The 24,992-nt window shown below is 57.5% G+C and carries 27 protein-coding genes; 11 read left to right on the top strand and 16 right to left on the bottom strand.

The window, feature by feature from the left end:
• Window positions 1–10: 10 nt before the first annotated feature.
• The gene (locus WKI84_RS03480; RefSeq protein ID WP_337862130.1) at window positions 11–319 is read right to left on the bottom strand and encodes a hypothetical protein; all 309 of its coding nucleotides are present in this window, start codon (window positions 317–319) and stop codon (window positions 11–13) included.
• 233 nt (window positions 320–552) lie between these two features.
• Between WKI84_RS03480 and WKI84_RS03475 the strand changes: the two genes are divergently transcribed.
• Window positions 553–675: a hypothetical protein gene (locus WKI84_RS03475; protein ID WP_337862129.1), complete on the top strand. Its 123-nt coding sequence runs from the start codon at window positions 553–555 to the stop codon at window positions 673–675.
• Between the two features lie 33 nt (window positions 676–708).
• Here WKI84_RS03475 and WKI84_RS03470 read toward each other — a convergent pair whose 3' ends face one another.
• The 5 genes from WKI84_RS03470 to WKI84_RS03450 all read right to left on the bottom strand — a co-directional run bounded on the left by WKI84_RS03470 (window position 709) and on the right by WKI84_RS03450 (window position 8,619).
• Window positions 709–4,284 (bottom strand): chromosome segregation SMC family protein, encoded by a 3,576-nt coding sequence (locus WKI84_RS03470; RefSeq protein ID WP_337862128.1) that lies wholly within the window; start codon window positions 4,282–4,284, stop codon window positions 709–711.
• 103 nt (window positions 4,285–4,387) lie between these two features.
• Entirely contained in the window at window positions 4,388–5,476 is a 1,089-nt protein-coding gene (locus WKI84_RS03465) for an inositol-3-phosphate synthase (protein ID WP_337862127.1), read from the bottom strand.
• 33 nt (window positions 5,477–5,509) lie between these two features.
• Window positions 5,510–6,316: a GNAT family N-acetyltransferase gene (locus WKI84_RS03460; protein WP_337862126.1), complete on the bottom strand. Its 807-nt coding sequence runs from the start codon at window positions 6,314–6,316 to the stop codon at window positions 5,510–5,512.
• Window positions 6,300–7,481 (bottom strand): class I tRNA ligase family protein, encoded by a 1,182-nt coding sequence (locus WKI84_RS03455; protein WP_337862125.1) that lies wholly within the window; start codon window positions 7,479–7,481, stop codon window positions 6,300–6,302. Before WKI84_RS03455 ends, WKI84_RS03460 begins: the two co-directional genes overlap by 17 nt.
• 55 nt (window positions 7,482–7,536) lie before the next feature.
• Window positions 7,537–8,619, bottom strand: coding sequence for a radical SAM protein (locus tag WKI84_RS03450; protein ID WP_337862124.1), 1,083 nt, complete (start codon window positions 8,617–8,619; stop codon window positions 7,537–7,539).
• 119 nt (window positions 8,620–8,738) lie between these two features.
• On the opposite strand from WKI84_RS03450, the gene WKI84_RS03445 reads away from it, so the two are divergent.
• On the top strand, window positions 8,739–9,449 hold the full coding sequence (locus WKI84_RS03445) for a LysE family transporter (protein WP_337862157.1): 711 nt from the start codon (window positions 8,739–8,741) through the stop codon (window positions 9,447–9,449).
• Here the strand turns inward: WKI84_RS03445 and WKI84_RS03440 are convergent.
• Both WKI84_RS03440 and WKI84_RS03435 read right to left on the bottom strand, forming a co-directional pair.
• Complete coding sequence (locus WKI84_RS03440; RefSeq protein ID WP_337862123.1) at window positions 9,435–9,764, bottom strand: DNA-binding protein; 330 nt, start codon at window positions 9,762–9,764, stop codon at window positions 9,435–9,437. The genes WKI84_RS03445 and WKI84_RS03440 overlap by 15 nt on opposite strands.
• 144 nt (window positions 9,765–9,908) lie before the next feature.
• Window positions 9,909–10,442 carry a hypothetical protein gene (locus WKI84_RS03435; RefSeq protein ID WP_337862122.1) on the bottom strand — a complete coding sequence of 178 codons (534 nt, stop codon included), beginning with the start codon at window positions 10,440–10,442 and terminating at the stop codon, window positions 9,909–9,911.
• A 403-nt stretch (window positions 10,443–10,845) separates the two neighbouring features.
• On the opposite strand from WKI84_RS03435, the gene WKI84_RS03430 reads away from it, so the two are divergent.
• Window positions 10,846–11,049: a hypothetical protein gene (locus tag WKI84_RS03430; RefSeq protein ID WP_337862121.1), complete on the top strand. Its 204-nt coding sequence runs from the start codon at window positions 10,846–10,848 to the stop codon at window positions 11,047–11,049.
• A 37-nt stretch (window positions 11,050–11,086) separates the two neighbouring features.
• Here WKI84_RS03430 and WKI84_RS03425 read toward each other — a convergent pair whose 3' ends face one another.
• Both WKI84_RS03425 and WKI84_RS03420 read right to left on the bottom strand, forming a co-directional pair.
• Window positions 11,087–11,392 carry a hypothetical protein gene (locus tag WKI84_RS03425; RefSeq protein ID WP_337862120.1) on the bottom strand — a complete coding sequence of 102 codons (306 nt, stop codon included), beginning with the start codon at window positions 11,390–11,392 and terminating at the stop codon, window positions 11,087–11,089.
• A gap of 28 nt (window positions 11,393–11,420) precedes the next feature.
• Window positions 11,421–13,115, bottom strand: a complete 1,695-nt coding sequence (locus WKI84_RS03420; protein ID WP_337862119.1) for a hypothetical protein — start codon at window positions 13,113–13,115, stop codon at window positions 11,421–11,423.
• Between the two features lie 69 nt (window positions 13,116–13,184).
• Between WKI84_RS03420 and WKI84_RS03415 the strand changes: the two genes are divergently transcribed.
• A complete protein-coding gene (locus tag WKI84_RS03415; RefSeq protein ID WP_337862118.1) occupies window positions 13,185–14,081 on the top strand; it encodes a DMT family transporter in 897 nt (298 codons plus the stop codon).
• On the opposite strand, the gene pth2 is transcribed toward WKI84_RS03415, so the two are convergent.
• Window positions 14,078–14,440, bottom strand: coding sequence for a peptidyl-tRNA hydrolase Pth2 (pth2, locus tag WKI84_RS03410; RefSeq protein WP_337862117.1), 363 nt, complete (start codon window positions 14,438–14,440; stop codon window positions 14,078–14,080). The genes WKI84_RS03415 and pth2 overlap by 4 nt on opposite strands.
• Before the next feature lie 54 nt (window positions 14,441–14,494).
• Here pth2 and WKI84_RS03405 point away from each other — a divergent pair, with 54 nt between their 5' ends.
• Genes WKI84_RS03405 through WKI84_RS03385 form a run of 5 tightly spaced genes read left to right on the top strand, consistent with a single transcriptional unit; the run spans window position 14,495 to window position 18,622 of the window.
• Window positions 14,495–15,649, top strand: coding sequence for a geranylgeranyl reductase family protein (locus WKI84_RS03405; protein WP_337862116.1), 1,155 nt, complete (start codon window positions 14,495–14,497; stop codon window positions 15,647–15,649).
• A 31-nt stretch (window positions 15,650–15,680) separates the two neighbouring features.
• Window positions 15,681–15,860, top strand: coding sequence for a zinc finger domain-containing protein (locus tag WKI84_RS03400; protein ID WP_292638152.1), 180 nt, complete (start codon window positions 15,681–15,683; stop codon window positions 15,858–15,860).
• A complete protein-coding gene (locus tag WKI84_RS03395; protein WP_337862115.1) occupies window positions 15,847–16,143 on the top strand; it encodes an elongation factor 1-beta in 297 nt (98 codons plus the stop codon). The genes WKI84_RS03400 and WKI84_RS03395 overlap by 14 nt, the downstream gene beginning before the upstream one ends.
• A 47-nt stretch (window positions 16,144–16,190) precedes the next feature.
• The gene (locus tag WKI84_RS03390) at window positions 16,191–18,392 is read left to right on the top strand and encodes a CDC48 family AAA ATPase (RefSeq protein WP_337862114.1); all 2,202 of its coding nucleotides are present in this window, start codon (window positions 16,191–16,193) and stop codon (window positions 18,390–18,392) included.
• An 8-nt stretch (window positions 18,393–18,400) separates the two neighbouring features.
• Window positions 18,401–18,622: a hypothetical protein gene (locus WKI84_RS03385; protein ID WP_337862113.1), complete on the top strand. Its 222-nt coding sequence runs from the start codon at window positions 18,401–18,403 to the stop codon at window positions 18,620–18,622.
• Window positions 18,623–18,624: 2 nt separating this feature from the next.
• On the opposite strand, the gene cyoE is transcribed toward WKI84_RS03385, so the two are convergent.
• The 4 genes from cyoE to WKI84_RS03365 all read right to left on the bottom strand — a co-directional run bounded on the left by cyoE (window position 18,625) and on the right by WKI84_RS03365 (window position 22,131).
• Window positions 18,625–19,515 (bottom strand): heme o synthase, encoded by an 891-nt coding sequence (gene cyoE / locus WKI84_RS03380; RefSeq protein WP_337862112.1) that lies wholly within the window; start codon window positions 19,513–19,515, stop codon window positions 18,625–18,627.
• 60 nt (window positions 19,516–19,575) lie between these two features.
• Complete coding sequence (locus WKI84_RS03375; RefSeq protein ID WP_337862111.1) at window positions 19,576–19,959, bottom strand: hypothetical protein; 384 nt, start codon at window positions 19,957–19,959, stop codon at window positions 19,576–19,578.
• Window positions 19,960–20,092: 133 nt separating this feature from the next.
• The gene (locus WKI84_RS03370; RefSeq protein ID WP_337862110.1) at window positions 20,093–20,647 is read right to left on the bottom strand and encodes a hypothetical protein; all 555 of its coding nucleotides are present in this window, start codon (window positions 20,645–20,647) and stop codon (window positions 20,093–20,095) included.
• Window positions 20,648–21,438: 791 nt separating this feature from the next.
• On the bottom strand, window positions 21,439–22,131 hold the full coding sequence (locus WKI84_RS03365) for an Lrp/AsnC family transcriptional regulator (RefSeq protein WP_337862109.1): 693 nt from the start codon (window positions 22,129–22,131) through the stop codon (window positions 21,439–21,441).
• A 444-nt stretch (window positions 22,132–22,575) separates the two neighbouring features.
• Between WKI84_RS03365 and WKI84_RS03360 the strand changes: the two genes are divergently transcribed.
• Window positions 22,576–22,815 (top strand): hypothetical protein, encoded by a 240-nt coding sequence (locus tag WKI84_RS03360; RefSeq protein ID WP_337862108.1) that lies wholly within the window; start codon window positions 22,576–22,578, stop codon window positions 22,813–22,815.
• Between the two features lie 34 nt (window positions 22,816–22,849).
• On the opposite strand, the gene WKI84_RS03355 is transcribed toward WKI84_RS03360, so the two are convergent.
• Window positions 22,850–23,560, bottom strand: a complete 711-nt coding sequence (locus WKI84_RS03355) for an Lrp/AsnC family transcriptional regulator (protein WP_337862107.1) — start codon at window positions 23,558–23,560, stop codon at window positions 22,850–22,852.
• Window positions 23,561–23,678: 118 nt separating this feature from the next.
• Here WKI84_RS03355 and WKI84_RS03350 point away from each other — a divergent pair, with 118 nt between their 5' ends.
• Window positions 23,679–24,992, top strand: a complete 1,314-nt coding sequence (locus tag WKI84_RS03350) for a plastocyanin/azurin family copper-binding protein (protein ID WP_337862106.1) — start codon at window positions 23,679–23,681, stop codon at window positions 24,990–24,992.

The following is a 24,992-nucleotide window of genomic DNA, read 5'->3' as shown; positions in this document are numbered from 1 at the left end:
ATGATGACGATCAGGCGAGCTTTCTGTCCGAGTTTGCCCCGCGCTTTAGCTCAATGTCGACGTAATCCTCTTCCATGCCTGCGACGCAGTCTGTGACCACGAGCTTGACTGGCTGGAAGTGTATCCTGCCTTCGGGCACCCTGCCTGCCTTTTGCATCTCCTGCAGCCTCTTTTCAAGGCCGTCTTTGTGGTCGTCGCACACGACTGCCACCATGTACTCGCCGCTACCGTCCCTTGACTGGATGGATACGACGTGCGCCGGCGGCAGGTTGCACCCGACGCCGTCAACCTTTATCGAGCATGTTTCTGGCAGGAGCATATGTGTATCTGGCGACGCTTTTCTTTTGAAATCATGCAATATAAAACATGCAACCCTCCCACAGCCGCCAAGTTTTTGCGGCAAAGCACGATGATGGTGATGATGATGTGCGCTGCATACGCACATGCACAGGCCCGCAAACGGGGAAATTTATAAAACGGTGGTGTCGCCATGCTGGTGTAATGGGGAGCCGAAGAAGGAAAAGCGCGGCACGGCCAATGAAAAAGACTGCCATGGTGGATGGCCGATGCCCCAAGTGCACCACTATAGTCAAGTTCAAGGTCTCCGGGCCGGTCGGCGACGAGATCTATGAATGCACGGGCTGCATGTCAAAATTCCACATAGACCAGCTGTAAAAAAGGCCACCATAACACAGGGACGTTTTTTCTCTAGCCGCCCTCAGCGGTGCTGCTGTTGCTGCTGCTGATCTGTGCAAGGGGCACCTGCGCCGGGTTGCGGTACTTGACCACATGCGACACCCCCTGCCGCGGGTAGACGCCGTAGATGAGCGTCGCCTTGGCGACCGTCGAGTCCTTGAGCGTGACCATGATTATCTGGCTGTTCTGCGACCTCTCTGTCAGTATCTTTGACAGGCGCTCGGTGTTCTGGGCGTCGAGGTGGGCGTCAACCTCGTCCATCAGGTAAAAGGGCGATGGCTTGAGGGACTGCAGCGCAAGCAAAAAGACAGTCGCAGTTATCGTCTTTTCGCCGCCCGACAGCGCGGTGGACTCGCGGGCGACCTTGCCTGGGAAAGCGACCAGCAGCATGACGCCTCCTGAAAACACGTCTTCGGGGTTTTCAAGCTCCAGACGCGCAGACCCGCCCGTGAGTCGGGAGAACGTCGTCCGTATGTCTGCGTCAACCTTGGAGTAGGCTTCCATGAACATCTCTTTCTTCTCCTTCACTATCTGCTCGATGAACGAGACGATGGAGTTGCGCTCCGTCTCAAGCTGGTTCCTGCGGCTGGACATGCCCCTGTAGCCTTCCATCACCTGCACGTACGACTCGTCTGCGCGCAGGTTTATCCTCTGCTTGACCTGCTCGTACTCGGAGTCGAGCTCTTTTATCGCAAGATCCACGTCCATGGGGTCAAGCAGGCTCTTGTAGCCGAGCCACACCAGGTCGTTTGTCAGGCGCGATTCCTGTGCGGTAAGGTCGGCCACGTCCTTGCGCAGGAGCGCAGACTCGCGTTCCAGTATGTTGTTTTCCTTTGACAGTTTCCTTTCTTCCTCGGAGAGAGCCTTTATCCTGCGCTCGTATTCCTGGAGCACGCTGTACGAGTTGCCCGACGAGTCGATTATCTGCTGCTCCTGGTCGCGCAGCGCCTTCAGCTCGCCTTCAAGCGCCTGCGACCTTGTTTGCACTTCGTCCACCTGTTTTTTCCTCTGCTCCAGCTCAAGGAGCAGCCTGTCGCGCTCGGCGTCCATCTCGGCCAGCTGGCGGCCGTCCATCTCGAGGCGGTTCTCTATTCCGTTGAGCGAAGTAGACAGCTGGCCCGCCTCTATGTTGAGCGAGTCTACCTGCTTGACCACCTGGCCGCGCTCGACGTTTTTGGCCGCAAGCTCTGCCCTTGCGGAAGATTCGTCGATTCTCTGCAGCCTGCCTGCGATCTTTGCAATTGTGGGGGCAATGAGGTCCAGCCTGCGCCTGTGGCCTGCTATCTCTTTTGACAGCGACTCTCTTTCTGCCGCAAGCCCTTGCGTCGACGCGCCAAGCCCTGCAAGCGCCCTCTCTTTTGCGGCTATAGTCTCCTGCTCGGCGGCAAGCCTCCTCTGGCCGTCCTCTATTGCAAGTTGAAGTTTCATCCTGTCAGACTCTGCAGCGGCCAGGCGCTCTGCAGCCTCTTTCAGCTGCGAGTTCTTTTTCTGGACCATGCCGGCCAGCCTGCCAAGCATCTCCCTCAGCTCTTCGACCGAGTCGCCAAGGATTATCGCCTTTGTCAGGTCGGAAAAGCGCGACCCAAAGTCAAGCGCCATCGAGCCCCCTGCCGGCTCGAACAGCTCGCCCTCGACAGACACGGCCCTGTAGCCCTGCCGCGCAAGGCCGTACGCCGAGCTAGAGTTCCTCACCACGAGCGTGTCGGAGAACAGGAACTGCGGCAACTTTTCAAAATCAGAATACACGAAATCTGCGAGGCTCCCTACCACGTTCACGTCTTTTTTGCTTGCCGCATCATCATCGCCCTTTTGCTCCTGCTTGTACCGGTTCACGATGTCAAGGGGGATTATGCGGAGGCGCGGCAGCTTTTTCTCTTTTGCGTACGCGGCCATAGCTATCATTGACTTGACATCGTCGACGACGAACGCCTTCATCCACTCTGCGCCGGCTGCGAGCACCGACCTCTCGTACTGCGGATCCCACCTTATCAGGTCGTGGACTATGCCCCTTATCCCAAACCTCTCTTTTTCCTTTGTAAGCTCGGCTATTGCAAAATCCTCGTTCATGGCGTGCCTTGCGACGCTTGCCCTCTCTTCAAACTTGGTCGCCATCGTGTCTGCCCTGGCAAGGAGCGCGGCCGCGCCGGCAAGCTCTTTCTCCAGTCCGGTTTTTATCTCGTGCAGGTTTGCGCCAAGCGTTTCAGTCTCTGCCAGGCGCGCCCTGTCTGATTCGAGCGACAGTACCAGCCCTGCCGCCCTTGCCTTTGCCGCCTCGAGCTCTTGCGAGAGCGAGCGGGCCTGCGAGTCTGCCGACTCGGCCCTGTATGCGACCGTCTTGGCCTTCTCCTCTGCCCGCGCCGCCGCAAGCTCTATCGCGTTTTTCAGGTTTCCAAGCCGCCGGGCCCTGCCTTCGAGCTTTTGGCGGGCGCCCGCGTACCTTGCGATTACGCCGTTTATCCGCTCTACCTCTGCGTTTATCGATTCAAGCCTGGCCCGCAGGCCGGCAAGCTCCTCCTTTTTCTGGGCAAGCGACGCCCTTAGCCTCTCTGAATCTGCCTTCATGCCCTCCGCGCGCTGGGCAACTGCCTGCTTGCCGCCCTCTATCTGCGGCAGGCGGCGCTCGATGTCGGCTATCCTCCTCTGCGACTCGCCAAGCATCGCCTTGGCCCGCTCTGATTCATGCACGGCGGCAGTTATCCTGGTCGACACCTGCGCCCTTGCCTTGTTTGCCGCGTCCACCTCCTCCATGAACTTGGCCTTTTCCGTTTCGCGGGCCTCTATGTCCTGCCGCAGCCCGTCCAGGCGCCTGCCAAGCTCGGCTGTCCTCTGGTTGTTTGCCTCCAGAATCTGGGAGCTGGTCGCCAGCTTACTCCTCACCGCCCTTATCTCGTTTGAGAGCCTGACTGCCTTGAACCTCTTTAGCTCGGCGCCTATCTGCTCGTAGCGCAGCTGGTCGTTGCGCTCGGCCTCCAGCTCGTCTATGCGCTTGCGGATCTCGCCCATGCGGGCAAACGCCACTTCAAGCCTCCTGTCTGCCTCGTCGAGCTGCTTCATGGCCTCGGTCTTTTTCTCGTCGAAATACGAGAGGCCCACAATGTCTTCGATGATCTTGCGCCTCTCCTCCGAGTTGAGCTCGGATATCCGGGTTATCATGCCCTGCTGGACTATGTTGAGCTTGTTTGGGGCCGACAGCACTACCTCCAAGAGCTCCATTATGGCCGTCTTGGACACCTTGCGGCCGTTCAATAAATATTGAGAGTCGCCGGTCAGCCCCTCCATCTCTCTTGTGAGGGTGACCGTGTCCTCGTCCATCGGTATGCCCCTGTCCGAATTGTCAAAGCTGACGCTCACCCGCACGAGCCTGTGGCTTGGGTTCTGCGCGTCGTGGAAGAGCGACTGGAACTTGTCTACCCTCATGGCCTTGGGGCTGTTCTCGCCTATCGCAAACTGGATGGCGTCCAGTATGTTGCTCTTGCCCGAGCCGTTTGGGCCCGTTATCGCCACGAGCCCCTTCTCAAAGTGGATGACCGTGTTGCGAAAGCCAAACGACTTGAACCCGTACACCTCGAGCTTTTTGATGTGGACCAAGGGGCGGTTCTGGCTTGAGAATCGACGCAGGGCTAATTATGTGTACTAGCGCCGGATTCCGTCACCTTTTGGCGAACTATTTTTTATCATCTGTCTCTATAGGCTAGCGCTCGCGCTTGCCCTCAACAAACTCTAAAAAGTTGGCCTTTGCCACCGAGTAGGGCATCTGGACAGGCGGGTGCTTGAAGCAGTATGCGGAAATGCTCTCGAGCGGGCCTGAAACCCCTCTTTCGATGGCTATCTTGGCGCACCTGGCCGCGTCTATCATGACCCCTGCGCTGTTGTACGCGTCCACCACCTTTAACTTCAAGTCCAGTTCTACCGGTATGCCGCCGAAATACTGGCCTTTTATCGAGATGTAGCAGACCTTGTCGTTTTCCAGGAACTCGACATAGTCTGAAGGCCCTATCCTCATGGGCACCTCGTACGGGGCCATCGCCGCCACGGCAGACGTCTTGCTTATGCGCTTGTCCTCAAGGCGCTCCTCGTCGAGCATGTTGTAAAAGTCCATGTCGCCCCCGATGTTCAGCTGGTACGTCTCGTTCACCTTGACGCCTCTATCGACAAACAGTTTCACAAGGGTCTTGTGGACGACTGTGGCTCCAAGCTGGCTCATAACGTCGTCGCCGGCGCACGCCAGTCCCCTGCCGGCAAACGCCTGCTGCCACTTGGGCGTCGAGGCTATGAATACTGGGATGGCGTTGACAAACGCGCAGCCTGCGTCGAGGCACGCCTCTGCGTAATACTGCGTGCCGCGCCTGCTCCCGACCGGCAGGTAGTTGAGGAGCATCTCGGCGCCAGTGTCTTTCAAGACCTGCACCACGTTCACGGCGGGGCCGTCTGCAATCTTGATCTTTTGCGCCAGGTGGCGGCCGATGCCGTCGTGCACCTCGCCTTTCATGACCTTGACGCCGGTGGTGTCCATTTCCTTGATTACCCTGACCGTGTTGTTTGGCTTTTCAAATATGGCCTCTGAAAGGTCCTTGCCCACCTTTTTGGCGTTCACGTCAAAGGCCGCGACGAACTCGATGTCCGACGGCTCGAGGCCGCCCAGGTTGTAGGCAGTCAGGCCTATCCAGTCCTTGTCGGCCTTTTTCGCGTCGGGGTTCTCGCGGTAATAGCGCGTTCCTTGCACCAGGGCAGAAGCACAGTTGCCGACTCCGGCAATGGCAACCTTGACCTTTCTACGCATTACCTCTTTGCATCAAAACCTGCTTAATAATTGTTAGTTGGACTGGGGCTGTTCAAGCCTGTATATCGTCTTCTGGTACGCGACCTGAAACCCTGCCTTTTTGTAATAGTCAAGCAGGTTGTAGGATTCAAGCGTCTGCAGGAAAAGGAGATGGTGGGCACCTGACCTTTGCCGCGCCGCGCTCAATATCGCGCCGGCGACGCCCCTCCTCCTAAAGCGCGGGATGGTGCCCAGGCAGTACAACCCTGCAAGGCCATTCTTGAAAAACAGGGCGCCGCACCCCGCCGGCTCTGAGCCGGCGTAGCAGGTCAGGAGGTCAAGCCTGGCAGCCGCGGTGGTGCCTGCTCTTGCCATCGCCACAGTCATTATCCTTGCCACTTCCTGCCGCCAGTCTGCAGCGTCAAACGATTCTGTAAATACTTCGATCCATGTGTCAACGTCGCCGTCTGCAACAACGCGTAGTAGTGGATTGCTGCCACCACTACCACCGTCGTTGTTTTCAGCCTGCCCCGGCGCGCTGCCGATGCCTTCGACCGACTTTAGCACAAACATCCTGTCTGCAACAGGAAATCTCTGCAGAGCCGGTGGCCTGTCGTCGTCATCATCATCGTGGTGGTAGTAGAGGTAGCAATCCATCCCCTTTTCCCAGAAAAGCCGCGCGATTTTGTCGACGTCCTTTGCGTCGCTCACATGCGCCCTGTTAAAGAAATAGTCGCCTGCCAGCTTGGCGTTGAGGAGCGCCCTCGAGCCGCCGAAATCATGTTTTTCTGCAGCCCACATCTCGCAGAAGGACCATTCGTTGCCTTCCATCCTCTCTTTCTCTTCAGTATCTGAGGCCAAGAACCTTCACCATCGCCGCCAGTTCTTTTCTTCCTGGCGGCCTTTGACCGAGTGCTTTTTCCATCACCCTGATGGCACCCGGCGTGTCAAGGTCGTCGTCAAGCTGCCGCATGAAATCTTTTAGAAAATGGGAACGCCGCCGTCCTACATGCTTGTTTTTCTCATTGCCATCGCTGCCGGCAAGCGCACCGGCGATCTTGGCACTCAGCTCTTCAAATTCTGCTATCTTGCTCTCGTCAAAGTCAAACCTCTTCCTGTAGTGCTTTGACAGCAGGTATAGCCTGACTGCGTTTGCACCGTGCCTTGCAAGCAGGTCGCGTATCCTCACCACGTTGCCAAGCGACTTGCTCATCTTTTCGCCGCCCTTTGCGTAAACCAGCCCCGTGTGCGTCCACACCCTGACAGGCTCCTCCCGTTGTCTGTCTTCTGCCGCAATAGCACGCAGCTGGGCCCTGTGCGATTCGTGGTGCGGGTACACCAGCTCGCTTGCGCCGCCGTGCAAGTCGTACCTGCCTCCAAAATTTGCGATGGCGACCGACGTGTCCTGCATGTGCCACCACGGTATGCCGCTCCCAAGGACGCTGTCGTCAAAGGAAACGTCGAAATGCTCCACCCCGTTCCAGAGCAGTATGTCTGATGGCGACCTCTTGCCTTCGGATATGTCGAGCCGGCTGTCCTCTATCTCTTTTCCTGACATCCCGGCAAGTCCGCCAAAGCCCGTGCCTGTGACATCGAGGTAGACGTTCCCTGCCGCGCCGTACGCTGCTCCCTTTTGCAGCAGGCGCTTGATTGCCTCCTGCGCCGTGCCGACGTGGTCAGAGACGCGGGCCCATGCAAAGCCGTCTACGCCAAGCGCGGCCATGTCATGCTGCAGCTCCTTGATGAACCTGCCTGCCAGTTCGCCTGCGCTCACGCCTTCCTGCCGCGCCCTTGCAAATATTTTCGGGTCGATGTCGGTGATGTTTACCACTGCGCTCACCTTTGCTCCGCTTGCGCGCAGGTGCCTTGCCATCACGTCGTACGCAAGCACCATGCGAGCGTGGCCTGCATGGGAATAGTCGTAGACTGTCGGGCCGCAGAGGAACATCCTGATCGATCTCTTTTCATCTTGGGGCAGGAGCGCGATCTTTTTGCCCGAGCGCGTGTCGTAGACCTTTAAGGGCAAGCAAGGGAAAAGGCCCGGGATGAAGTTATAAGGGTTGTCAGTTGTTTTTTGCCGGCTAGGGGACTGCTTCTGCCAGCTCCGGGTTCTTCTGGCTTATCATCTTGCCCAGGCCGCGCATGTAGTTTTTGGCAAAAGTGGATACCGGCTGCGACGAGTACCAGATGCAGCCCAGCACTTCGCAGTCGTGGCACGTGCGGGCAATGTCCCACTGCGGCGCCTCCCATATCTCGTCCACGCTCTTTTCAAGGAGGCTGTACGTGTTCTGCGGGCTGTTGAACTTCCAGCATGGCACCATCACCGTCCCGTCGCCGTTGACAAAGACGCTCTTCCACACGCCGCACTCGTCAAAGACGCCCCTGCCGTGCTCCAGTATCTGCCGGAAATACTCTGGCGGTATCATAACCTGCGGCTCCCTCTTTGACTCGATGTGCGCAAGGATGCTCCTACAGACCTTTGCCATTTCTTCTCTGGCAGGGAGCAGAGAATAGTCCACGTCCGACCTGTCTTCGACAAACGTGAACGATACCGCGTTTGCGCCAAGCTCCTTTGCCCTGCCAAAATACGAGCCGTCTATGAACTCTTGCGTGTTGTATTTCGTGATCACCGAGTTGAAATAGTGCGGAACGTTGTGCTCTGTCAGCAAATTCAGATTTTCCATGACGCGCCTGTAGATGTGCTCGTTTACGCCCCTTACGCGGCAGTAAGGCTCCTGGAACACAGAGTCGATGCTGCACGTGACAAACTGGATGTATTTTTTCAGCTCGTCAAGGTCGATGGTGTGCAGGAGCGAGCAGTTTGAGATGAGCGTGACTGGCATCCTGATCCCGTGCAGGTATCTTACCAGTTCCATAAAGTCCGGCCTGCTGGTGGGCTCGCCGCCTTCGACTATGGACCAGACGCAGTGGCCTGCGACCTTGTCAAAAATCGTCTTCCACTGCTCGGTTGTAAGGTCACGCCTGCGCGCAGCCGCCATCTGGCCCTCCTTGTCGGCGTCTCCAAACGGGCACATCGGGCAGTAAAAGTTGCAATAGTGGGTAAGGCTGAAAACGGCTATCACCGGCCTGCGCCTGCCCACCGCGCGGTTTGCGCCCCACTTGCCAAGCAGCTTGAGCGTGCGGATGGTGTCTACCTGTACCATCTTTTTTTGTGCGCCTGCTGTTGTTGCCGGGCCGGCAGTATTTCTGCGTTATGTGTGCCTGTAGCATGTGTGCATGTACATGTTTTTAATAGCCGGGCAAAAGTGCCCATATCTTGCCTATGGCAGAAGGCGACGTGTTGCAGTTTGCAGCAGAAGTGGTGGCAGTCTCTGCATCCGGCGTCCTTGCGCCGGGGCCGCTGTTTGTGGCAAACGTACTGTACGGGGCAAAGGGTGGCAGGCTGTCCGGTATAAGGATGGCGCACGGCCACGCGGCCGTAGAGCTGGCCGTTATCATCGCCATTGCGGCCGGCCTCTTTACCGCGTCTGCCTTTGCCTCCAGCCTGAAGGGCATGATTGCGCTGGCCGGCGGGGCTGCCATGCTCGGCTTTGCCGCGCTCCAGATTGCGACTGCGGCATCTGAAGGGAGGCTGAAAAAAACCGGTGGCAGCATGGCAAAAGAAGGGGGCTTCTGGCCTGCTGCAGCAGCAGGCCGGGGCCCATTCGGGGTGGGGGCCGTGCTCACCGCGTTCAACCCCTTTTTCATTGCTTGGTGGCTCACGGCCGGCCTGAAGCTGATCTCCGACTCGGCGGCGTTTGGCCCGCCGTCGCCTGCAGCAGGCGTTGCGCTGCTGTTTTCGCTGCACGTCTGGATGGACTATGCGTGGCTTGGCGCCACTGCTTACCTTGCGGCAAAGGGAGGCCATCGCCTGCTGCAGTCGTCAAAATACTATCGCATGATGCTGGCCGGGCTTGCAGCCGCGCTGGCTTACTATGGCGTCCAGTCGATCATGAACGGGGCAAAAGAGCTGCTGCCGTTACTTGGTCCGTGAGATCGGGACTTCGATGGTGGAGACGTTGCGCACCTTGCCGTCTTCGGACGTCACCTGCTCCGAGCCTAGCTTGATCGGGCCTATCTTGTAGCCTATGGTGTCCATCCTCTTTACAATGATCTGGGCCACATCTACTGCGCGTGTGATGCTCTTGCCCCTTGCCTTTATCAGGACGGTCGGTTCGTTTGCCAGCTGGACCAATGTTGCCGTGACGTAGGTCATGAGTGGTTTTTTGCCGATGAATATTTCGTTGCTAGCCTTGCCTGGCCTTGGCGCGCCTGTGCTGCTGTTGTTGTTGGTACTGCTGGTAGACAATGGTGCAGTCTATTGAGCACAGTAGAATATAATGTTTGTTGGCAATGGCGTAGACGATTGATCCATGCTTCTTGCAAGCACAATGCCTGCACTCGCAGCCGCACCAGAAATCCCTGCAAATGAATTGCTTTCCCTACTCTTGCATCACTTGAAGGCGACTGTGATATAGAGCGCGTTCTCGGTGGCCTCAACGTCTGGCCTTGCGGCAACAAATTCCGACGTGGCTTCCTCAAAAAGCCTGGCCAAGTAGTAGGACCAGTTCCTGCCCATGTTGTGCTGTATCACGTACATGTGGTTGTTGTTATTGTCCGGGCCCACTTCGTGGTGGTAGCTAAATCCTGCGACCCGTATCCACCTCTCCGTGACTTCAAGGATCGACGCTCCTGAGCGTTTCTTGGACATTATCAGGAGGGTCTCGTCGGCCAGGCCGCGCGCACCGTTGCGGGCCAACACGTCTATCTGCTCGGGGGTGAGCGAGTCAAACAGTTTGGTGATCACGGTCTTGCGCACCGGGACAAATCCTGCCCTGGCCGCGTTGGAGTGCCATTCCAAATGCGCCCTGACTATCTGGTTCAGCAGCGTGTTGAGGCTGATCTGCTTGTGCCGCGCTTCCAGCTTTAGCTGCTCAAGGATAGCTCTGTCAAAGCGGAACGTCGCAGCCTCCGTCGACTCTTTCATATATTATTATATTCAGCCTCTTGTATCGGCATTTAGACCGTGTTATTATCTTTTGTAGAATATGACTAGATACTATCATAACAGTTAAATTCGTATCTATAATCAGCTTCTATTTTAGAAGACTGGAATTCCATTAGCATTTTTTGGAGCATACCGTCAGTTTCCGCAGCGGTTGTACACATTGTACCCCGCCTGTTTATACTCCGGTTTATGGGAAAAACTGTTGCATATGCCCAAGTCAGCGTGATCCTATGCCCTCCTTCCTTCCAGAAAAAAGGTTCACCTGCGTGCTGCATGGCAGGAAAGAAGGATGTGGATGGAAGGAGGGAGGGGGTGGATCCGCAAGATGGTGATCGTGCATCTGTGCGTGTGTATGTGGAGAAAAATGAATAGGGGAGATACAATGGGGTCAAAATTTAGCGAGATTGACAGGGAACGCCTGCTGTACGAGCAGCTGGAGAGGCTGGGGGCCGACATTGGCGAGCTTCAGAAATTGCAGTTGCCCCAAAAGGATCTGGAAGAGCTGGCAGACCTCCTTGAGTGGATGTGCAAACAGTCCAGGCGCAGCAGTTCGCCGGCAAGCGGTGAAAACGCTGGCAGTACCTGAGCGAGAGCGCGCTTTTGCCTCTGCGACTTTTTGATGATTACATGCCTGCGCGCCTTTTGAGGACCTGTTCCATTTTGGCGGGGTCAGCCTTTACCTCTGCCACCACGGCAGGATCCTCTATTTCATAGCAGTTGAGCGACTCAAAGTCGTCCTTGAAGAAAAGGTATGCCTTGTCTTCGTAAAAGCAGTAGTACAGCTTTTCCTGCTCCATCCTGTCCTTGTTGATCTTGATGCCCTCTTCGTTTATAGAGATCGGGTATTCGCCGGGGTTTTGGTTGATGACGACCAGGCCACTGCTATCTCTGTTGTCATCATCATCATCGCCGCCGTCGCCGCCAGACATCTCGGAAAATGGTGGGCGCCGGCCGTATTTATACCACGTTGACCCTGACTGCCTTTAGCACCGACACCTCGTCGTTCTCGGCGCCAAGCATCAGTATGTACTGGCCTGCCGGGAGGCTTGCTGCCGGGGTAAAGACGTACGACACCTGCCTGGATCCGCCTGCCGGGAGCTCGACTGACTGCTGGCTGAATATGCCTGTCGAGTCTCCGAGGCCGCCGGTGGGGGTGATGTTGCTTGAAGCGATCATCCTTGCCGCCGACGGCGAGCTGCCTGCGCCGTTGGACGAAGAAGAAGAGCTGACGTCGAGCTTTATCTCGGCGCTGTCTCCCCTTTTCACGGTTATCTCGTCCTGGGGAGCGGCCACGGAGAACGGCACCTGCCTGCCTGCGTCGACATAGCCTATCTTGTTCTCGCTCCACTCTGTAAACCAGACTCTGCCGCCGTCCGGCGCCACCGACATCTGCAGCACATTTGCAAGGCCGCAGATCTGGGCGCCTTCTGGGCAGTTGGCCCACAGCTCGTTCTGGGTGGGCACCCAGTACTCTGTGGTGGTCTCTGTGGACGGGTCGAACCTGCTTATCTTGTTGCCGGTGTGCTGGTTGAACCAGATGTTGCCCTGCGAGTCCAGGCCTATCCAGTAGGGAAGGGTGTAGGCGTTTGGCGGGGTCGATTCGCCTCCATAGATCCTTGGCGACGCGATGGAGGTCACGTACCTCGTCATCGAGCCATCGCCGGCGTCCACCTTGAAAAAGATGTTTGTGCCGTGGTCGGTGACCCACAGGTTGCCGCCTGCGTCCACCGTGGTGCCCACCGGCGAGTTGAGCTCCTGCGGCAGGTCGAACACCCTGATGTCTTTGGTTGCGACGTCGTACCTGAACACCTGGCCCTTTTGCTGGAACGCAAGGACCGTCGTCCACACCGCGTCGCGCTCCCTGTCTACTGCGACAGAGCCAGAGCTTACGCGCGACTGTTCAATGTTTGCAAAGGCGTCAAGAGGCAGCTTGATCTCTGTAAAGCCGTCAGAGGTGCCCGGCTGCATCTTGGATACTTCTGCAAAGTAGAGTGCCTTGCTCCTCACGCCGACCAGGTACACGTTGCCGTCGGCGTCAAAGTCAAACGAGATGGGATTGCTGGCAGGGGACTTGAAAGAGTCAAAGGTGCCGTTGGCGATGTTGAAGCGCCAGAGCAGCCCCTGCCTGTCGTCTGTGAACCAGACGTTGCCCCTGCCGTCCGCCTTGGCCGCCCAGGCCATGTTAAAGTCCGTCGGGTCAGAGCGCGCCGGCCACGCCGGTATCAGATACTCTTCAAACTTTTTGTCAGACAGGTTGTAGCTGCCAAGGGTGCCGTGCTTGGTGGACACGTACCACACCCTGCCGTCGCCAACGGTAATGCCAAGCGGCAGCTCGCACTCTGACGGCAGCACGAGCTCTGTCACGTATGAATTGGAGTTTGCCCTGCCGTCGCCGCAGAACCTTTCCTTGAACGCCTTTATCGACTGCTCCTTCGAGTTGTCTACGGCGGGGTTTTCAGAGTTTCCCAAGTTTCCAAAGGGGCTTCCAGACTGTAGCCCTGGCGAGCCCCTCGGGATCAAAGTGATCGAAACCGCGACAATGGCAAGGATGCCGATCGCCACATAAAACATCAAGCGCCTTTTACCTGTACTACTACTGCTACTGCCGCTGCCAGCCTTGCCTGACACGCGCAAAAATCCTGTTTTTCCCAATATAATCTCTTGTCTGGCTATGCCGCCGCGGGATGGATAAAATAGGCAGGGCGCCTGCAATACCGTGGAATGACAGAGCTGGAGCAGCACAGAAAGGGGCATCTGGGCTACCTGTCGGTGCTCCTTGCCTCGGCGCTCTTTGGCTCTGTCTTTACAGTCGCCAAGGTGCCGCTTGCCACCATAGACCCGCTTGCGCTCTCGGCCCTCACGTACCTAGTAGCCGGCTTGGCCCTTGTGCCGTTTGCCCGGGCGTCGTTCCGGCTGGGCAGCCGGCGCGAGCTGCGCTACATGGCACTGATAACGCTCTTTGGCGCCGTGGCAGCGCCGGTGCTCTTGCTGTACGGCCTGCAGCAGACGCAGGCGTCGGACGCGTCGATACTGACAAACGGCGAGGTGCTCTTTACCATAATACTTTCGTCGCTCTTTTTCGGCGAGAGGCCGAAAGGGCGGCTCGGGCTCTTTGCTGTCGCGCTGGTGGTGGCCGGCCTCTTTATGGCGACTACAAACATGCAGTTTTCAGAAACCATCATCCAGTTCAACGCAGGCAACATCATGATACTTGGCTCGATGTTCCTGTGGGCCATAGACAACAACGTCAGCCGGCGCTTGACCACTTTTTCGGCCATCAGCGCGTCCAAGATGGCGATGATAAAGTCGCTCTTTGGCGGCCTGCTTTTGCTTGCAGCAGTTGCCGCTACGGGAAGGTGGCAGGCAGTCGCTGCGATACCTGCAGACCTCTGGGCCATCATAATAGCCATGTCCGTCTCAGGCTTTGGCGCAGCCCTGCTCTTTTTCCTGGAAGGTATCAGGCGCATAGGGACGATCAAGACCATGTCTGTATTTTCGACGACGCCGATCTTTGGAATTGCGATAGCGGCTGTCGCACTGGGCGAGTCGATAAGTATTTTTCAAATAATAGCGACCGGCCTCGTTGTGACCGGCATACTGCTGGTAAGCCGGCGCTAGAGAAGCTTTAGCCTGTTTGTGACCTTGTCCACAAGCTCGGAGGGTGCCGGGCCGATGCCGATGCAAGTAGTGGTGCCGGGCGGTATCTGGGTGAGGCCGCTGTCGTTCACCTGCGCCACCACCAGCTTCAGGCTCTCTGCATGCTTTCTTACCTCCATCAGCTCTTCAAAGCTCTGCACCTTGACCACGACCTTGGCCTGGCCGCCTTCGAACCATTCGTAGAACCACTCTGGCTTTTTCTCCCTGCTCTTTTCTGCCGCCATCACGGCTGCGTGGGCCACCTGCGCGGCTATCTTGCCCGTGCCCATTCCCAGGTCGCGCCGAACGACCATCACCTGCTTGAATTCAGAAGAGCTCACTGCGCATTAGTTTAATTATCAGGCCGAGAAATACGTTGCTGGTCTTTCTCTCACATGCCAGATTTTGACGTCGTCGTGGCCGGCGGGAGCATCTCGGGCCTGCTTGCGGCCCGCGAGGCGGCGAGGGCCGGCGGCCTCTCTGTAGCCGTGCTCGAAGAGGACGCCGAGATAGGGACGCCGGAGCACTGCGGCGGTCTGGTCAGCATGGAAGGCGTAAAGAACCTGGGGATAATCCCTGCCGTCATTGAGAACAGCAGGATAAAAAAGGCGAGGATACTCCCGCCCTCAAAAAACAACGGCTTTGAAATCTCGGCTGAAAGGCAAAGGGTTGTCGTGCTTGACAGGCGGGAGCTTGACAAGCAGGCGGCGCTCCAGGCCCAGCGGGCCGGCGCGGAGATAAGGGTGAAATGCTCGGTCCGCTCGGCGGCTTTTGACAGCGACAGGAAACTCTGTACAATCAAAACGTCTGAAGGCGACCTGACCTGCCGCCATTTCGTCGACGCAAGGGGTGTCGCCTCGATAATATCGAGGAACAGGGAAGGCGTGCTCTTGTCTGCACAGTACGAAGTGTACGCAGACTGGATAGCGCGGGACACCATCGAAGTCGCGTTCGACAGCGAGAGGTATCCTGGCTTTTTTGCCTGGGTGATCCCGGCAGGCGACGGGCAGGGCAAGGTGGGCGTAGCCGGCAAGGGGATAAACGCGGCAAGCGCCCTGAAATCGTACATGGATTCAAAGGGGACCAAGTATTCTGTGGTGAGGAAGGTGTACGCCCCGATATGGGTGAGCGGGCCGGCGAAAAACTTTGTCGACGACGACAACAACACTGTCTACGTGGGCGACGCTGCCGGCCAGACCAAGCCGACGACTGCCGGCGGCATCTATACCTGCGGCATGGGGGGCATCCTGGCAGGCAGGGCAATTGCAGCCGGCGACCCGGCAGGCTACCCGCCGGCGTGGGAGTCGCTTTTCAAAGACGAGTTTGACAAGATGCTCCTTGCCCGGCGCCTTCTTGAGAGGCTGGACAACAGGGCAATAGACGACCTGTTTGCCGCCATCCCGAAAGAGAAGCTGGAAGAGGCCGCGTCGACAGGCGACTTTGACTTTCACTCGGCCGCATTGACAAAGATGCTGAGCGCCAAGGGCGCGGCAAGGATGGCAAAGGCGCTCTTGGGCAACGAAATCCGCCGGCTGGTCGACAACGGATAGATATAAATTCGGATATTTGCGTCAAAAATCTATGTCCAAACCACTGCAGCTGCCGGTCTGCACCTCTTGCAGCAGGCCGATCATGCCTAACGATGAATGCGTAAAATACTATTGCCCCAACTGCGGCTATGTCCTGATGTGGCGCTGCGAATCGTGCAGGGAGTTTGCCCGCCCCTACAAGTGCGTGGGCTGCGGCTTTGAGGGTCCGTAAAATGGCCCGTCTCATTGCAAGGATAAAGCTCCTGCCGGCAGACGCCGACATCAACCTCGACAGCGTGATAGAGGGGCTGAAAAAGAGCGTCCCGCAAGGAATGGAACTCAAAGGCTATGCCAAGGAGCCGATTGCGTTTGGGCTCAACGCCCTCATTGGCGACTTTTACCTCGATGACGCCGAAGGGCAGATGGAGAAGCTCGAAGACGCCGTCAAGGGCGTCGCAGGCGTCGGCGAAATCGAAGTCATGAACATCAGCCGCGCGTCGGTCAAGATGAAATAACAGTTGTTGATGATCTTCCTTCCCCCGTCAGCAGCGGAGGTTCTAACTTGAAAAAGGCCAAGGCGGGAAGCAGCGGCGGCGAGTCCCCGCAGGTGCAGCTGAGGGTGGCAGAGGCCAAGCACCGCGACGTGGGCAAGCGCAGGGCGCGCCTTGACTCTCACCACATGGAGCAGCTGGGCGTCCAGCCCGGCGAGATAGTCGAGCTGGCAGGCAAGCGCGCTACTGCGGTCACCGCGTGGCCGGCAGACGACGAGGAGAGCGAGAGTGACATCATACGCATCGACGGCCAGACGAGAAAGAACGCCGGCGTCGGCCTCAACGACCTGTTGACGGTTTCAAAGGCCGAAAGCAAGGCGGCCAAGAGCGTCACACTATCTCCAATAGGCGACAGCAGCATAACTGTGGACAAAGAGTTTTGCGAGTTTGTCAAGAGCAGGCTCAAGGGCTTTCCGGTGAGCGAGGGCGACGAGGTGTCTGTCGTCATCCTTGGAAACCCTATGGACTTTAAAGTCGAAAAGGTGTCGCCAAAGGCAATCGTCAGGATAGAGCGGTCCACGAAACTCTCCATAATGGCCGAGACGACGACTGACCGCAAGCCCCGCGTCACGTACGAAGAGATCGGGGGGATGAAGGAGCAGATAAGGCGCTTGCGGGAGATAGTGGAGCTGCCGATGCGCCACCCTGAGGTCTTTGCGCGCCTTGGCATCGAGCCCCACTCGGGCATCCTGATGTACGGGCCGCCGGGGACGGGCAAAACGCTGATTGCAAAGGCGCTTGCGTCCGAGTCGGAGGCCAACTTTTTCATAATAAACGGGCCCGAGATCATGAACAAGTACTATGGCGAGACCGAAGCGCGCCTTCGCGATATATTCAAGGAAGCTCGCGACTCGGCGCCTTCGATAATATTCATCGACGAGATAGACGCAATCGCCCCAAAGAGGGAGGAGGCGTTTGGCGACGTTGAAAAGCGCGTCGTGGCGCAGCTCCTCGCCCTCATGGACGGCATGTCAGAGCGCGGCCAGGTCATCGTGCTTGGCGCGACCAACAGGCCGGAGAGCCTCGACCCGGCGCTGAGGCGCCCCGGTCGCTTTGACAGGGAGATAGAGATAGGCGTTCCAAACGCCGAGGGGAGGCTGGAGATCCTCCAGATACACACGAGGGGCATGCCCCTTGCAGACGACATCAACCTGCAAGAGCTGGCCGGCGAGCTTCATGGCTATACGGGCGCGGACATCAAGGCTCTGTGCAGGGAGGCGGCAATGCGCGCCCTGCGCCGCTACCTGCCCGACATCGACGTGGAGGGCGAAAAGATATCGCCTGACATACTCGAGCAGATGGTGATAACGACCCGCGATTTCCGCGACGGCATAAAGGAGATAGTGCCCACCGCCATGCGCGAGTTTTACGTCGAAGTCGCTCGTGTAAAGTGGAGCGACGTGGGCGGGCTGTACGACGCCAAGAGGATACTGCACGACAACCTCATCACGGCCATCCGCGACCCTGACAGCTTCTCAAAGATGGGCATCAGGGCGCCCAAGGGGGCGCTGCTCTACGGGCCGTCTGGCACGGGCAAGACGCTGATTGCAAAGGCGCTTGCGACAGAGAGCAACGCCAACATCATAGTGGTCCGCGGCCCAGAAGTGCTGAGCAAGTGGGTCGGCGAGTCTGAAAAAGCCATAAGGGAGATATTTCGGAAGGCCAAGACCTCGTCGCCGTGCATCGTGGTGTTTGACGAGCTGGACTCGCTTGCCCGCCCAAGGGGCCAGAGCGACGACATGTCTGGCAACGAGCGGGTGGTGAGCCAGCTCCTGACAGAGATAGACGATGCCGGCAACTCGGGCGTCATTGTGCTTGGCATCACGAACAGGCCGGACCTCATCGACCCGTCACTCCTGCGCCCCGGCCGTCTTGACCTGATAATATACGTCGGCCAGCCTGACGAGAAGGCGCGCTATGAGATACTAAAAATAATAACGCAGCCGATGCCGCTTGACGCCGACGTCGACCTGGCCGCGATAGCGCAGACTACCAAGAACTTTTCCGGCGCCGACCTGCAGGCAGTGTGCCGCGAGGCCGCCGTGAACGCCATGCAGCGCGGCTCCGCCAAGGTCTCAAACGCCGACTTTGCAGCAGCGCTCAAGGTGGCAAGGCCGTCGATAACAAAAGAGGTCGAGGAATGGTACGAGTCGATGAAAAAGAACCTCACATACGCGGTGCCAAAGGCCATCGACAAGTCGTTCTATGGTTGAGATAAGACATGAAGTATCCACTACGTAACCTGGTATATGAAAAAATACGGCAGGCAGGCACCACCACCGACTCGGACCTCCTGAACGCGCTTGCCAAGGACGGCGTGACGCTGGCCGAGGCCGACTTTAACAAGATCCTGCTCGACCTGGAGATCTATGGGCTCGTACGCGTATCGTGGGTCACAAAGGAAAAGCGCAGGGTCGAGCTCGTCTCTGAAAAGACCGGCTGATTCTAGAACGGCCTGTAGTAGTAGAGGGCATCAAACGCAAGGGCTATGAAGACGACCACGAGGTACGGCGCGGTCACCTTGTACGCCTTCCACGCAAATTCCGGCGTCGGGTTCTTGGTCAGCTTGTAGTGGTATGCAAGCATCAGCGAGCCTGAAACCGCCGCGACTACTGTGTACAAAAGCCCGAGGCCGAAAAAGTACAGCGCCACCGAGTACGGCAACAGTATCGCAGTGTTTGCAAGGATATAGCTTGCTGTCTTTTCGTTGCCGATGAGCACCGGGAGCATCGGGACGCGCACGCTGGCGTACTCTTCTCTTGCCCTGATGGCAAGGCACCAAAAGTGGGGCGGCGTCCACATGAACACTATCCACCCGACAAGAAAGCCGAGCAGGTCTATCGAGCCAGTAGCTGCAGCCCACCCTGCCATCGACGCGGCGCTGCCGGCAAACCCGCCAATGACTATGTTGGAGGCGTTGCTGCGCTTGAGCCAGGCCGTGTATATTATCACGTAGAAAAAGATGCCAAGGGCTATCATGCCCGTCGCAACTGGGTTGAGCGTGAGCAGGGCGATTATGACGGACGCTGCGCTGACTGCCAGGCCGTACGCCAGCACAGAGCTGGGTTTGAGCCTGCCGGCAGGTATCGGCCTCCCGGCCGTCCTGTCCATCACCTTGTCGATGTCCCTGTCGTAGTAATGGTTGAGCGCGCTTGCGCCCATCGAGGCCAGGGCGCCAGAGAGCGTCAAAAACCCGAGGTGCCACCAGCTGATGTCCCACGCCACTTCGGGCGTCGCATCAAACCGGGTGGCTGCAAGGTACGAGGTGACCGCCGTTATCACAAGGACCACGACTATTCTTGGCTTTGAAACTTCGATAAAGTCCCGTGCGGTCACTAAGAATGCCTCGAAAGAGTTCTAGCCTTGCTTGCATTTAATTTATTCGCTGGGCCGCAGTCAGGCAAGGAAATGTTTCATGTTTGCCACCTGCAGCTTGAAAAACGTCAGGACTTTGCGCCTCAAAAGGGCGTGCTCTGCGTCTGAGAGGCCGCACCGGCATTTCTCGCCTTCTCCTTCTTCTTTCTCTCTTTTGTCTAGGCCGTGCGCCTCCGCGACCGACCTCACCTGCGCTATCCTGTCCCGGGCGCCGCCAAAGTCGTACAGCCCTGCAAGCCTCTGCGACTGCTCCAGCATGTCGAGCAGGTTCACGGCAGTCAGCCACGCGTCCCACACGCTGTCGTCGTCGCCTACCTCGAACGCGTCTGAAATGTACGAGTGCGGCGGTGGAGGCGGCAAAGAAGAGGGCGGCGGTGATGATAGTGGTGATGGTGATGATGGCAAGATTATGCATCTTTTTTGCAGCGGCCGCAACGTTAAGGCCGCATGTCAACAATTTTAGAGGCGCAGCGGAGGATTTTTTCCTTTAACAAAAGAAAAAGAAAGAGGAGAAGGAAGAGGAGAAGAAAAAACTCGGCTAGCGGATCAGCACGGTTATCGTGGCCGCCCTGTTTGCCTGGTCGGCAGCAGTCACGTTGTACTCCTCACCCTGCTGCGCGTCCTCCGGCAGGGTTACCTGCGCGCTGAACTTGCCCGTGCCGTCGGTCATGACTGTGGGAGGCTCTGTCTCGACCACGCTGTTCCCGAGCGTGATGGTGACTTGCTGGTTGCGCCCAAATCCGTCACCAGAGACTGTGACCGTATCGCCCGGCCGGGCCGGGTTGGGCCCCACCGCCACCGACGCTGTAGGGGCTACGTCTGGTATTGGCTGCTCGACCGTGTCGGCCGACCCTGCCCCGGGCGTCGGCGTCTTCTCTGGTTCGTAAGGGATCTCGCCAGGCAGCCTCTCTTGCGAGCTGCCGGGCGTGCTGCTTGGAATGGCGGGCGCCTGGGCCGCGCCGAGTGCCAGCAGTATCACTGCGACTGCGGCCACACCTACTGCTCCGATGATGGCATACCTCTTGAAGTTGCTATTGCTATTGCTACTGCCGCTATTGCTATTATTACTGCTCATCTGTACTCTTTTTTGCACAAGCTGGCAAGTTAAGGGACGCTGTGGATACCTGGTTTCACCCACCTCTATGCACGCATACATGTCATGCACAGGGAACGCGCAAGTGAATCAGCTACGACGCTGACCGTGGTGACTGCCGTCGTGCCAGATTCGTTTGCAGCTGACAGCTGGTAACTGCCCTCACTGTCAGGCAGGGTTATCGTAGCCTCAAAATCGCCGATAGGGCTGGTGGTGGCTATTTCCGGAACCGTCCATCAGGATAGTTGCCATTGCCAGCAATTGCGACCCTTGCCTGCTGATCGGGCCAAGTCGCTTCCTTGCACAGTGACTTGGCCGCCAGGCGGGCCAGACTGCGGGGCCGCGCTTATCTGCACTGTTGAAAATTTGGCCGGTATCGCAACGCCTCCTTTCCCTCCTCCCTCTACGTCCTCCTGGAGCACAATCACTACCACTTGCGACATAGTTGCAGAATACGTCAGATAGAAGACACAAGTGCTATCGCAATTACTGCCGTTATTGCCACTGCGACAATTGCACCACCGATCGCGTACAGCCTGTCCACAACTTTCTGGTTCACAGATTGAAAAGTTAAGGGACGCCACGGATAGCCAGTTCCGTCGTCACCACGGCCGTGCAAAAGCAGCAGAGCCTGTCGAGCCCCGGCTCGTCGCCATCGTCGTCACGTCGTTATTGCATGTCGTATCGTGCACGCCGGAGCCAGGATTCGCAGGCTGGCTGCAGTTCTGAAGAGAGAGGGGAAAAGGAGAAAGCGGCCCCTGCCGTCGTGCCTGCTTTCTCTTTCCTTTGGGTCACTGGGACTCGATGAGCAGCTGGTACGGCTTGCTGCTCCTGCCTATTACTTCGATAGACTCGCTCCACGAGATGTCCCTGACGCCATCAGTCGCCTTGATGCGCTCTATGAGCGACAGCAGCTCTGCGTTTGTCTTGAAGATGACGTCTGCCTTGAGGTCCATCGCGTTTTCGCCAAGCGTCTTGGTGACGCAGGTCACCATCTGGTCCATGTCGAGTATCTCCTTTCCGACTGCGGCAGTCTTGCCGTCGGAGGTCGAGATAAAGAGGGTCGCAGCCCTGTAGCCGAGCCTTTCGACCCTGAGCGAGTAGTTCCTCTCTATCAGGTTCGACTCGAGCCTCTTCCTCCTCCTCTGGATGGTGCTCAGCGGTATGTCGAGCTCTTTTGCCAGGGTAAGGGAAGTCACATGGCCCTCGGACGAGAACAGGTGGTGGATGATCTTTTTATCCGCGCTTGAAAGGATCGGCACAAACTCGCCTGTGGAGCGGGGCCTGCCGCGCTTTCTGTCGTGCTGGTGCTGGTGCGCAGCAACAAGGTTGCGCAGGCCGTTGAGGAGCGTCCCTATCGCCTCCATCGAAAGCGGCTCCAGCGCGTCCGTGTCCACGCCCATGATCTCTAGCTCGTCTATCATCTCGCTCCTTGAATGGTATTCATGGTGTCTGTTATTCCCTGTCGCTGCTGTTGCCTGCATTCCTGCGTCGAATTCTTGGCTTTCTTCGTCTGCTCCACTTTCTTCTGCGCTTTTTCCTTGTAATGATTTTAGTGATGCTTCCACTTACTTCACCTTCTATCTATGAAAAATAGAAGATTCTCATATAGGCAAGCTGCCCTCGTTCTGCAAATACTGTGAGGCTGTTTGCTATGCAGCGCATTCGGTGTGGGCAATTAAACCGGTTTTAACCGATGTGGCGCACGCTGCTCAAGACTAGTAACAAATTCCTCACTCAAGACACACGCTGCCAGAGGGCGCTTGTTAGCGCAAAAAATCTGCATCAAAATCGGGCCTATGTGGCAAAAAACAAGCTGGCGTGCAAAAAAAGGCGATCTTTATTGCTGTCTATTCGCAATTGTTAAAATAGCTGCTGGAAAAATCAACGACGTGGGACGGGGCGACAGCGGACCTGCACCAGCAGACATGGTGGTAGACGGCGCTGTTTTAAAGCAGGCAGTCCTTGGCCTAGAAACGGTGCTTGGCCCGTCAAACGCAAAAAACATCGTCAGCTACCTGGAATCAAAGGGCATTGTCTTTGAAAAATCGCAGTCATACTCTTTGCAGTCTGTCCGGGCCTTGCTCTGGGAGAGCTTTCATGCCGGCTCCGACCCTCTGGTCTACCTGATGCGCAGATACATACAGCAACAACAGCGGCAGAAATAGCGGCAGCGCAGAGGCGGCAATGTCGCAACAGGCGTTACCTGGCTGCCGCAGCTGATGTTACCCCTTCTTGCTTTCCTCCGTCTATTCTCGTCTGGATGATAAAGTCGCTGTTTGTGCCGATCGGCCCGATCACCTCGCTCCACGACACTTCCTGCACGCCGGCCGTAGACCTGATCCTGCCGATTATTTCTGCAAGCTCGGCCGTGCTGCGGAACGCCACCATCGCTATGATGTCTATCTTGTTGCCAGAGATCACGCGCACCGCCGAGATCACGCCGGGCATGCCAAGGATTGCCTTGCCCACCTCTGCCGGGCTTGCTGCTGCAACAGATACAAAGACGTGGCCGGTCTTCCAGCCAAGCCTATCGATCCTGAGCTCGTGCCTGCTTTCCAGGTATACCTCTTCAAGCTTTTTCCTGCGCCTCTGGACAGTGGTCAGCGGCATGCCAAGCTTGCGGGAAATCTGGACGGAAGAAACGGGCCTTTTTGACGAAACGATCATACCAAGTATCTGCCTGTCCTTGAAAGAAAGGAGGCCCGCATCCGGATCAAGTTGCTGCCGCCTATCTTTTGGGCCGGGGAGCTGGGCCCTCAGCAGGCCGATGTATATGCCTGTCAGCTGGTCAAGGGTGAGCCCTTCAAACGCTGTAACGTTGACGCCAAGCTGCGAAAGGGCGTTTAGGACCCGGTTCCTCGAGGAGACGACCTCCTCTCTGCTCTCAATCGCCTCTTCCTTCAGACCCAAAAGCACCGAGTATGAATTTAAATCTATATTTAAACATTTGTTGCAGCCGATCACAGGTTATTTCCATGCTTTTGCTGTGGACGGCTTGCCTGCCGTGTTTGCAGCGCAAAGATTATTTATGCCAAAAAAGTCCACATACTCAAACATGACTGATTGGGACCTGCTAACCCCGGGTATCGGTCTCACGTCAATCGGAATCACCGGCGTCGGCATCTCCCTCTCTGGCATTGCCAAGACGTTTATCGACGGGATGCACGCCGTCTCGCTCCTTACCATGTTTATTGGCATGATCTTTCTGGCCTCCGGCCTGTTCAAAGACGGCTTTCCAACTTCGGGCAGGGCCAAGTCTGCCACATTTCTCACGCTCGGCTTTCTCGTAACATTCGGCGTGGCCGCGGCGGTGACGGTCAGCACCCAGGTGCCGTCAATCTTTGCGTACATTGGCCTGATGACGATCATTGGCATCCCGGCTTCCGTCCTTGCTTTTATCGCGTACCGCAAGCCCCAGTATGTCAAGGCAATGGGAGCAATATTCATCGGCGGTGCAATAGTGGCCGGCATCACGTTCTACGCGTTTGGCCTCGTTGCGCCCAAGCCCCCCGCTGAAGAAGAGCCGGCGGCAGAGGGCGGAGCAGGAGGAGGAGGACAGAACGCGACATCCGGCGGTGAAGGGCCGGCAGCCGCGCCAGCAAACATCGTCAAGGCCGAGATCCTTGCAGGCGCGTCCTCGCAGGACAACCCCGACTATGCGCCCGATCCCGTGGTGGTGACCAAGGGCGACGGGGTAGAGTGGACCAACAACGACAACGCCCCGCACACGGTCACCCACAATGTTCAGGAAAACCCGCTTTTCGATTCCAGTATAATCAGTGCCGGCAAGACGTACCTGCTCGACACTTCGACGCTTGAAGAGGGCGAATACGAGTACTATTGCACACTTCACCCCTTCATGAGGGCAGCGCTGCAGGTGGTAGAAGGGGCAGCAGCGGGAGGAGCTCCTGCCAGCGGCGGCCAGGCGGCTGAAGGCAACTCTACCACTGCTGCCGCAGAGGGCGAAGCCAACGCAACTGAAGGTGGCGCTGCCGCCACCGCCACCACCACTGCCGGCACAAGCGGCAGCGAAAACGCACCTGAAGACCTGGTGACTGCCGTCTCGATACCGGTTGGCGCGTCTGCGCCCACAAACGGCGAGTTCTTTTCGCCGGCAGAGGTAGAGACAGTGGTCGGCGGCATGGTCACGTGGACCAACAACGACACGGCGCTGCACACGGCGACTTCTGGCGACGCCAAGGCGGTCAAACCGGACGGCGTGTTTGACTCGGGCTTTTTGAAGAAGGGCCAGTCGTACTCATTCGTGTTTGAGAAAGCCGGCGAATACGACTATTACTGCCAGCTGCACCCGTTCATGACCGGCAAAGTCGTCGTCAGCTGA

The organism is Nitrososphaera sp. (assembly GCF_037447015.1).
GTDB lineage: Archaea > Thermoproteota > Nitrososphaeria > Nitrososphaerales > Nitrososphaeraceae > Nitrososphaera.
This window is presented reverse-complemented; position numbering and strand designations above follow the sequence as displayed.

Excerpts from the sequence above, each read along its gene's own strand:
- WKI84_RS03480 (WP_337862130.1), bottom strand. The coding sequence starts at position 319 with ATGCTCCTGCCAGAAACATGCTCGATAAAGGTTGACGGCGTCGGGTGC.
- WKI84_RS03475 (WP_337862129.1), top strand. The coding sequence starts at position 553 with ATGGTGGATGGCCGATGCCCCAAGTGCACCACTATAGTCAAGTTCAAG.
- WKI84_RS03465 (WP_337862127.1), bottom strand. The coding sequence starts at position 5,476 with ATGCGTAGAAAGGTCAAGGTTGCCATTGCCGGAGTCGGCAACTGTGCT.
- WKI84_RS03450 (WP_337862124.1), bottom strand. The coding sequence starts at position 8,619 with ATGGTACAGGTAGACACCATCCGCACGCTCAAGCTGCTTGGCAAGTGG.
- WKI84_RS03445 (WP_337862157.1), top strand. The coding sequence starts at position 8,739 with ATGGCAGAAGGCGACGTGTTGCAGTTTGCAGCAGAAGTGGTGGCAGTC.
- WKI84_RS03435 (WP_337862122.1), bottom strand. The coding sequence starts at position 10,442 with ATGAAAGAGTCGACGGAGGCTGCGACGTTCCGCTTTGACAGAGCTATC.
- WKI84_RS03430 (WP_337862121.1), top strand. The coding sequence starts at position 10,846 with ATGGGGTCAAAATTTAGCGAGATTGACAGGGAACGCCTGCTGTACGAG.
- WKI84_RS03425 (WP_337862120.1), bottom strand. The coding sequence starts at position 11,392 with ATGTCTGGCGGCGACGGCGGCGATGATGATGATGACAACAGAGATAGC.
- WKI84_RS03415 (WP_337862118.1), top strand. The coding sequence starts at position 13,185 with ATGACAGAGCTGGAGCAGCACAGAAAGGGGCATCTGGGCTACCTGTCG.
- WKI84_RS03405 (WP_337862116.1), top strand. The coding sequence starts at position 14,495 with ATGCCAGATTTTGACGTCGTCGTGGCCGGCGGGAGCATCTCGGGCCTG.
- WKI84_RS03400 (WP_292638152.1), top strand. The coding sequence starts at position 15,681 with ATGTCCAAACCACTGCAGCTGCCGGTCTGCACCTCTTGCAGCAGGCCG.
- WKI84_RS03385 (WP_337862113.1), top strand. The coding sequence starts at position 18,401 with ATGAAGTATCCACTACGTAACCTGGTATATGAAAAAATACGGCAGGCA.
- WKI84_RS03365 (WP_337862109.1), bottom strand. The coding sequence starts at position 22,131 with ATGCAGGCAACAGCAGCGACAGGGAATAACAGACACCATGAATACCAT.
- WKI84_RS03360 (WP_337862108.1), top strand. The coding sequence starts at position 22,576 with ATGGTGGTAGACGGCGCTGTTTTAAAGCAGGCAGTCCTTGGCCTAGAA.
- WKI84_RS03350 (WP_337862106.1), top strand. The coding sequence starts at position 23,679 with ATGCCAAAAAAGTCCACATACTCAAACATGACTGATTGGGACCTGCTA.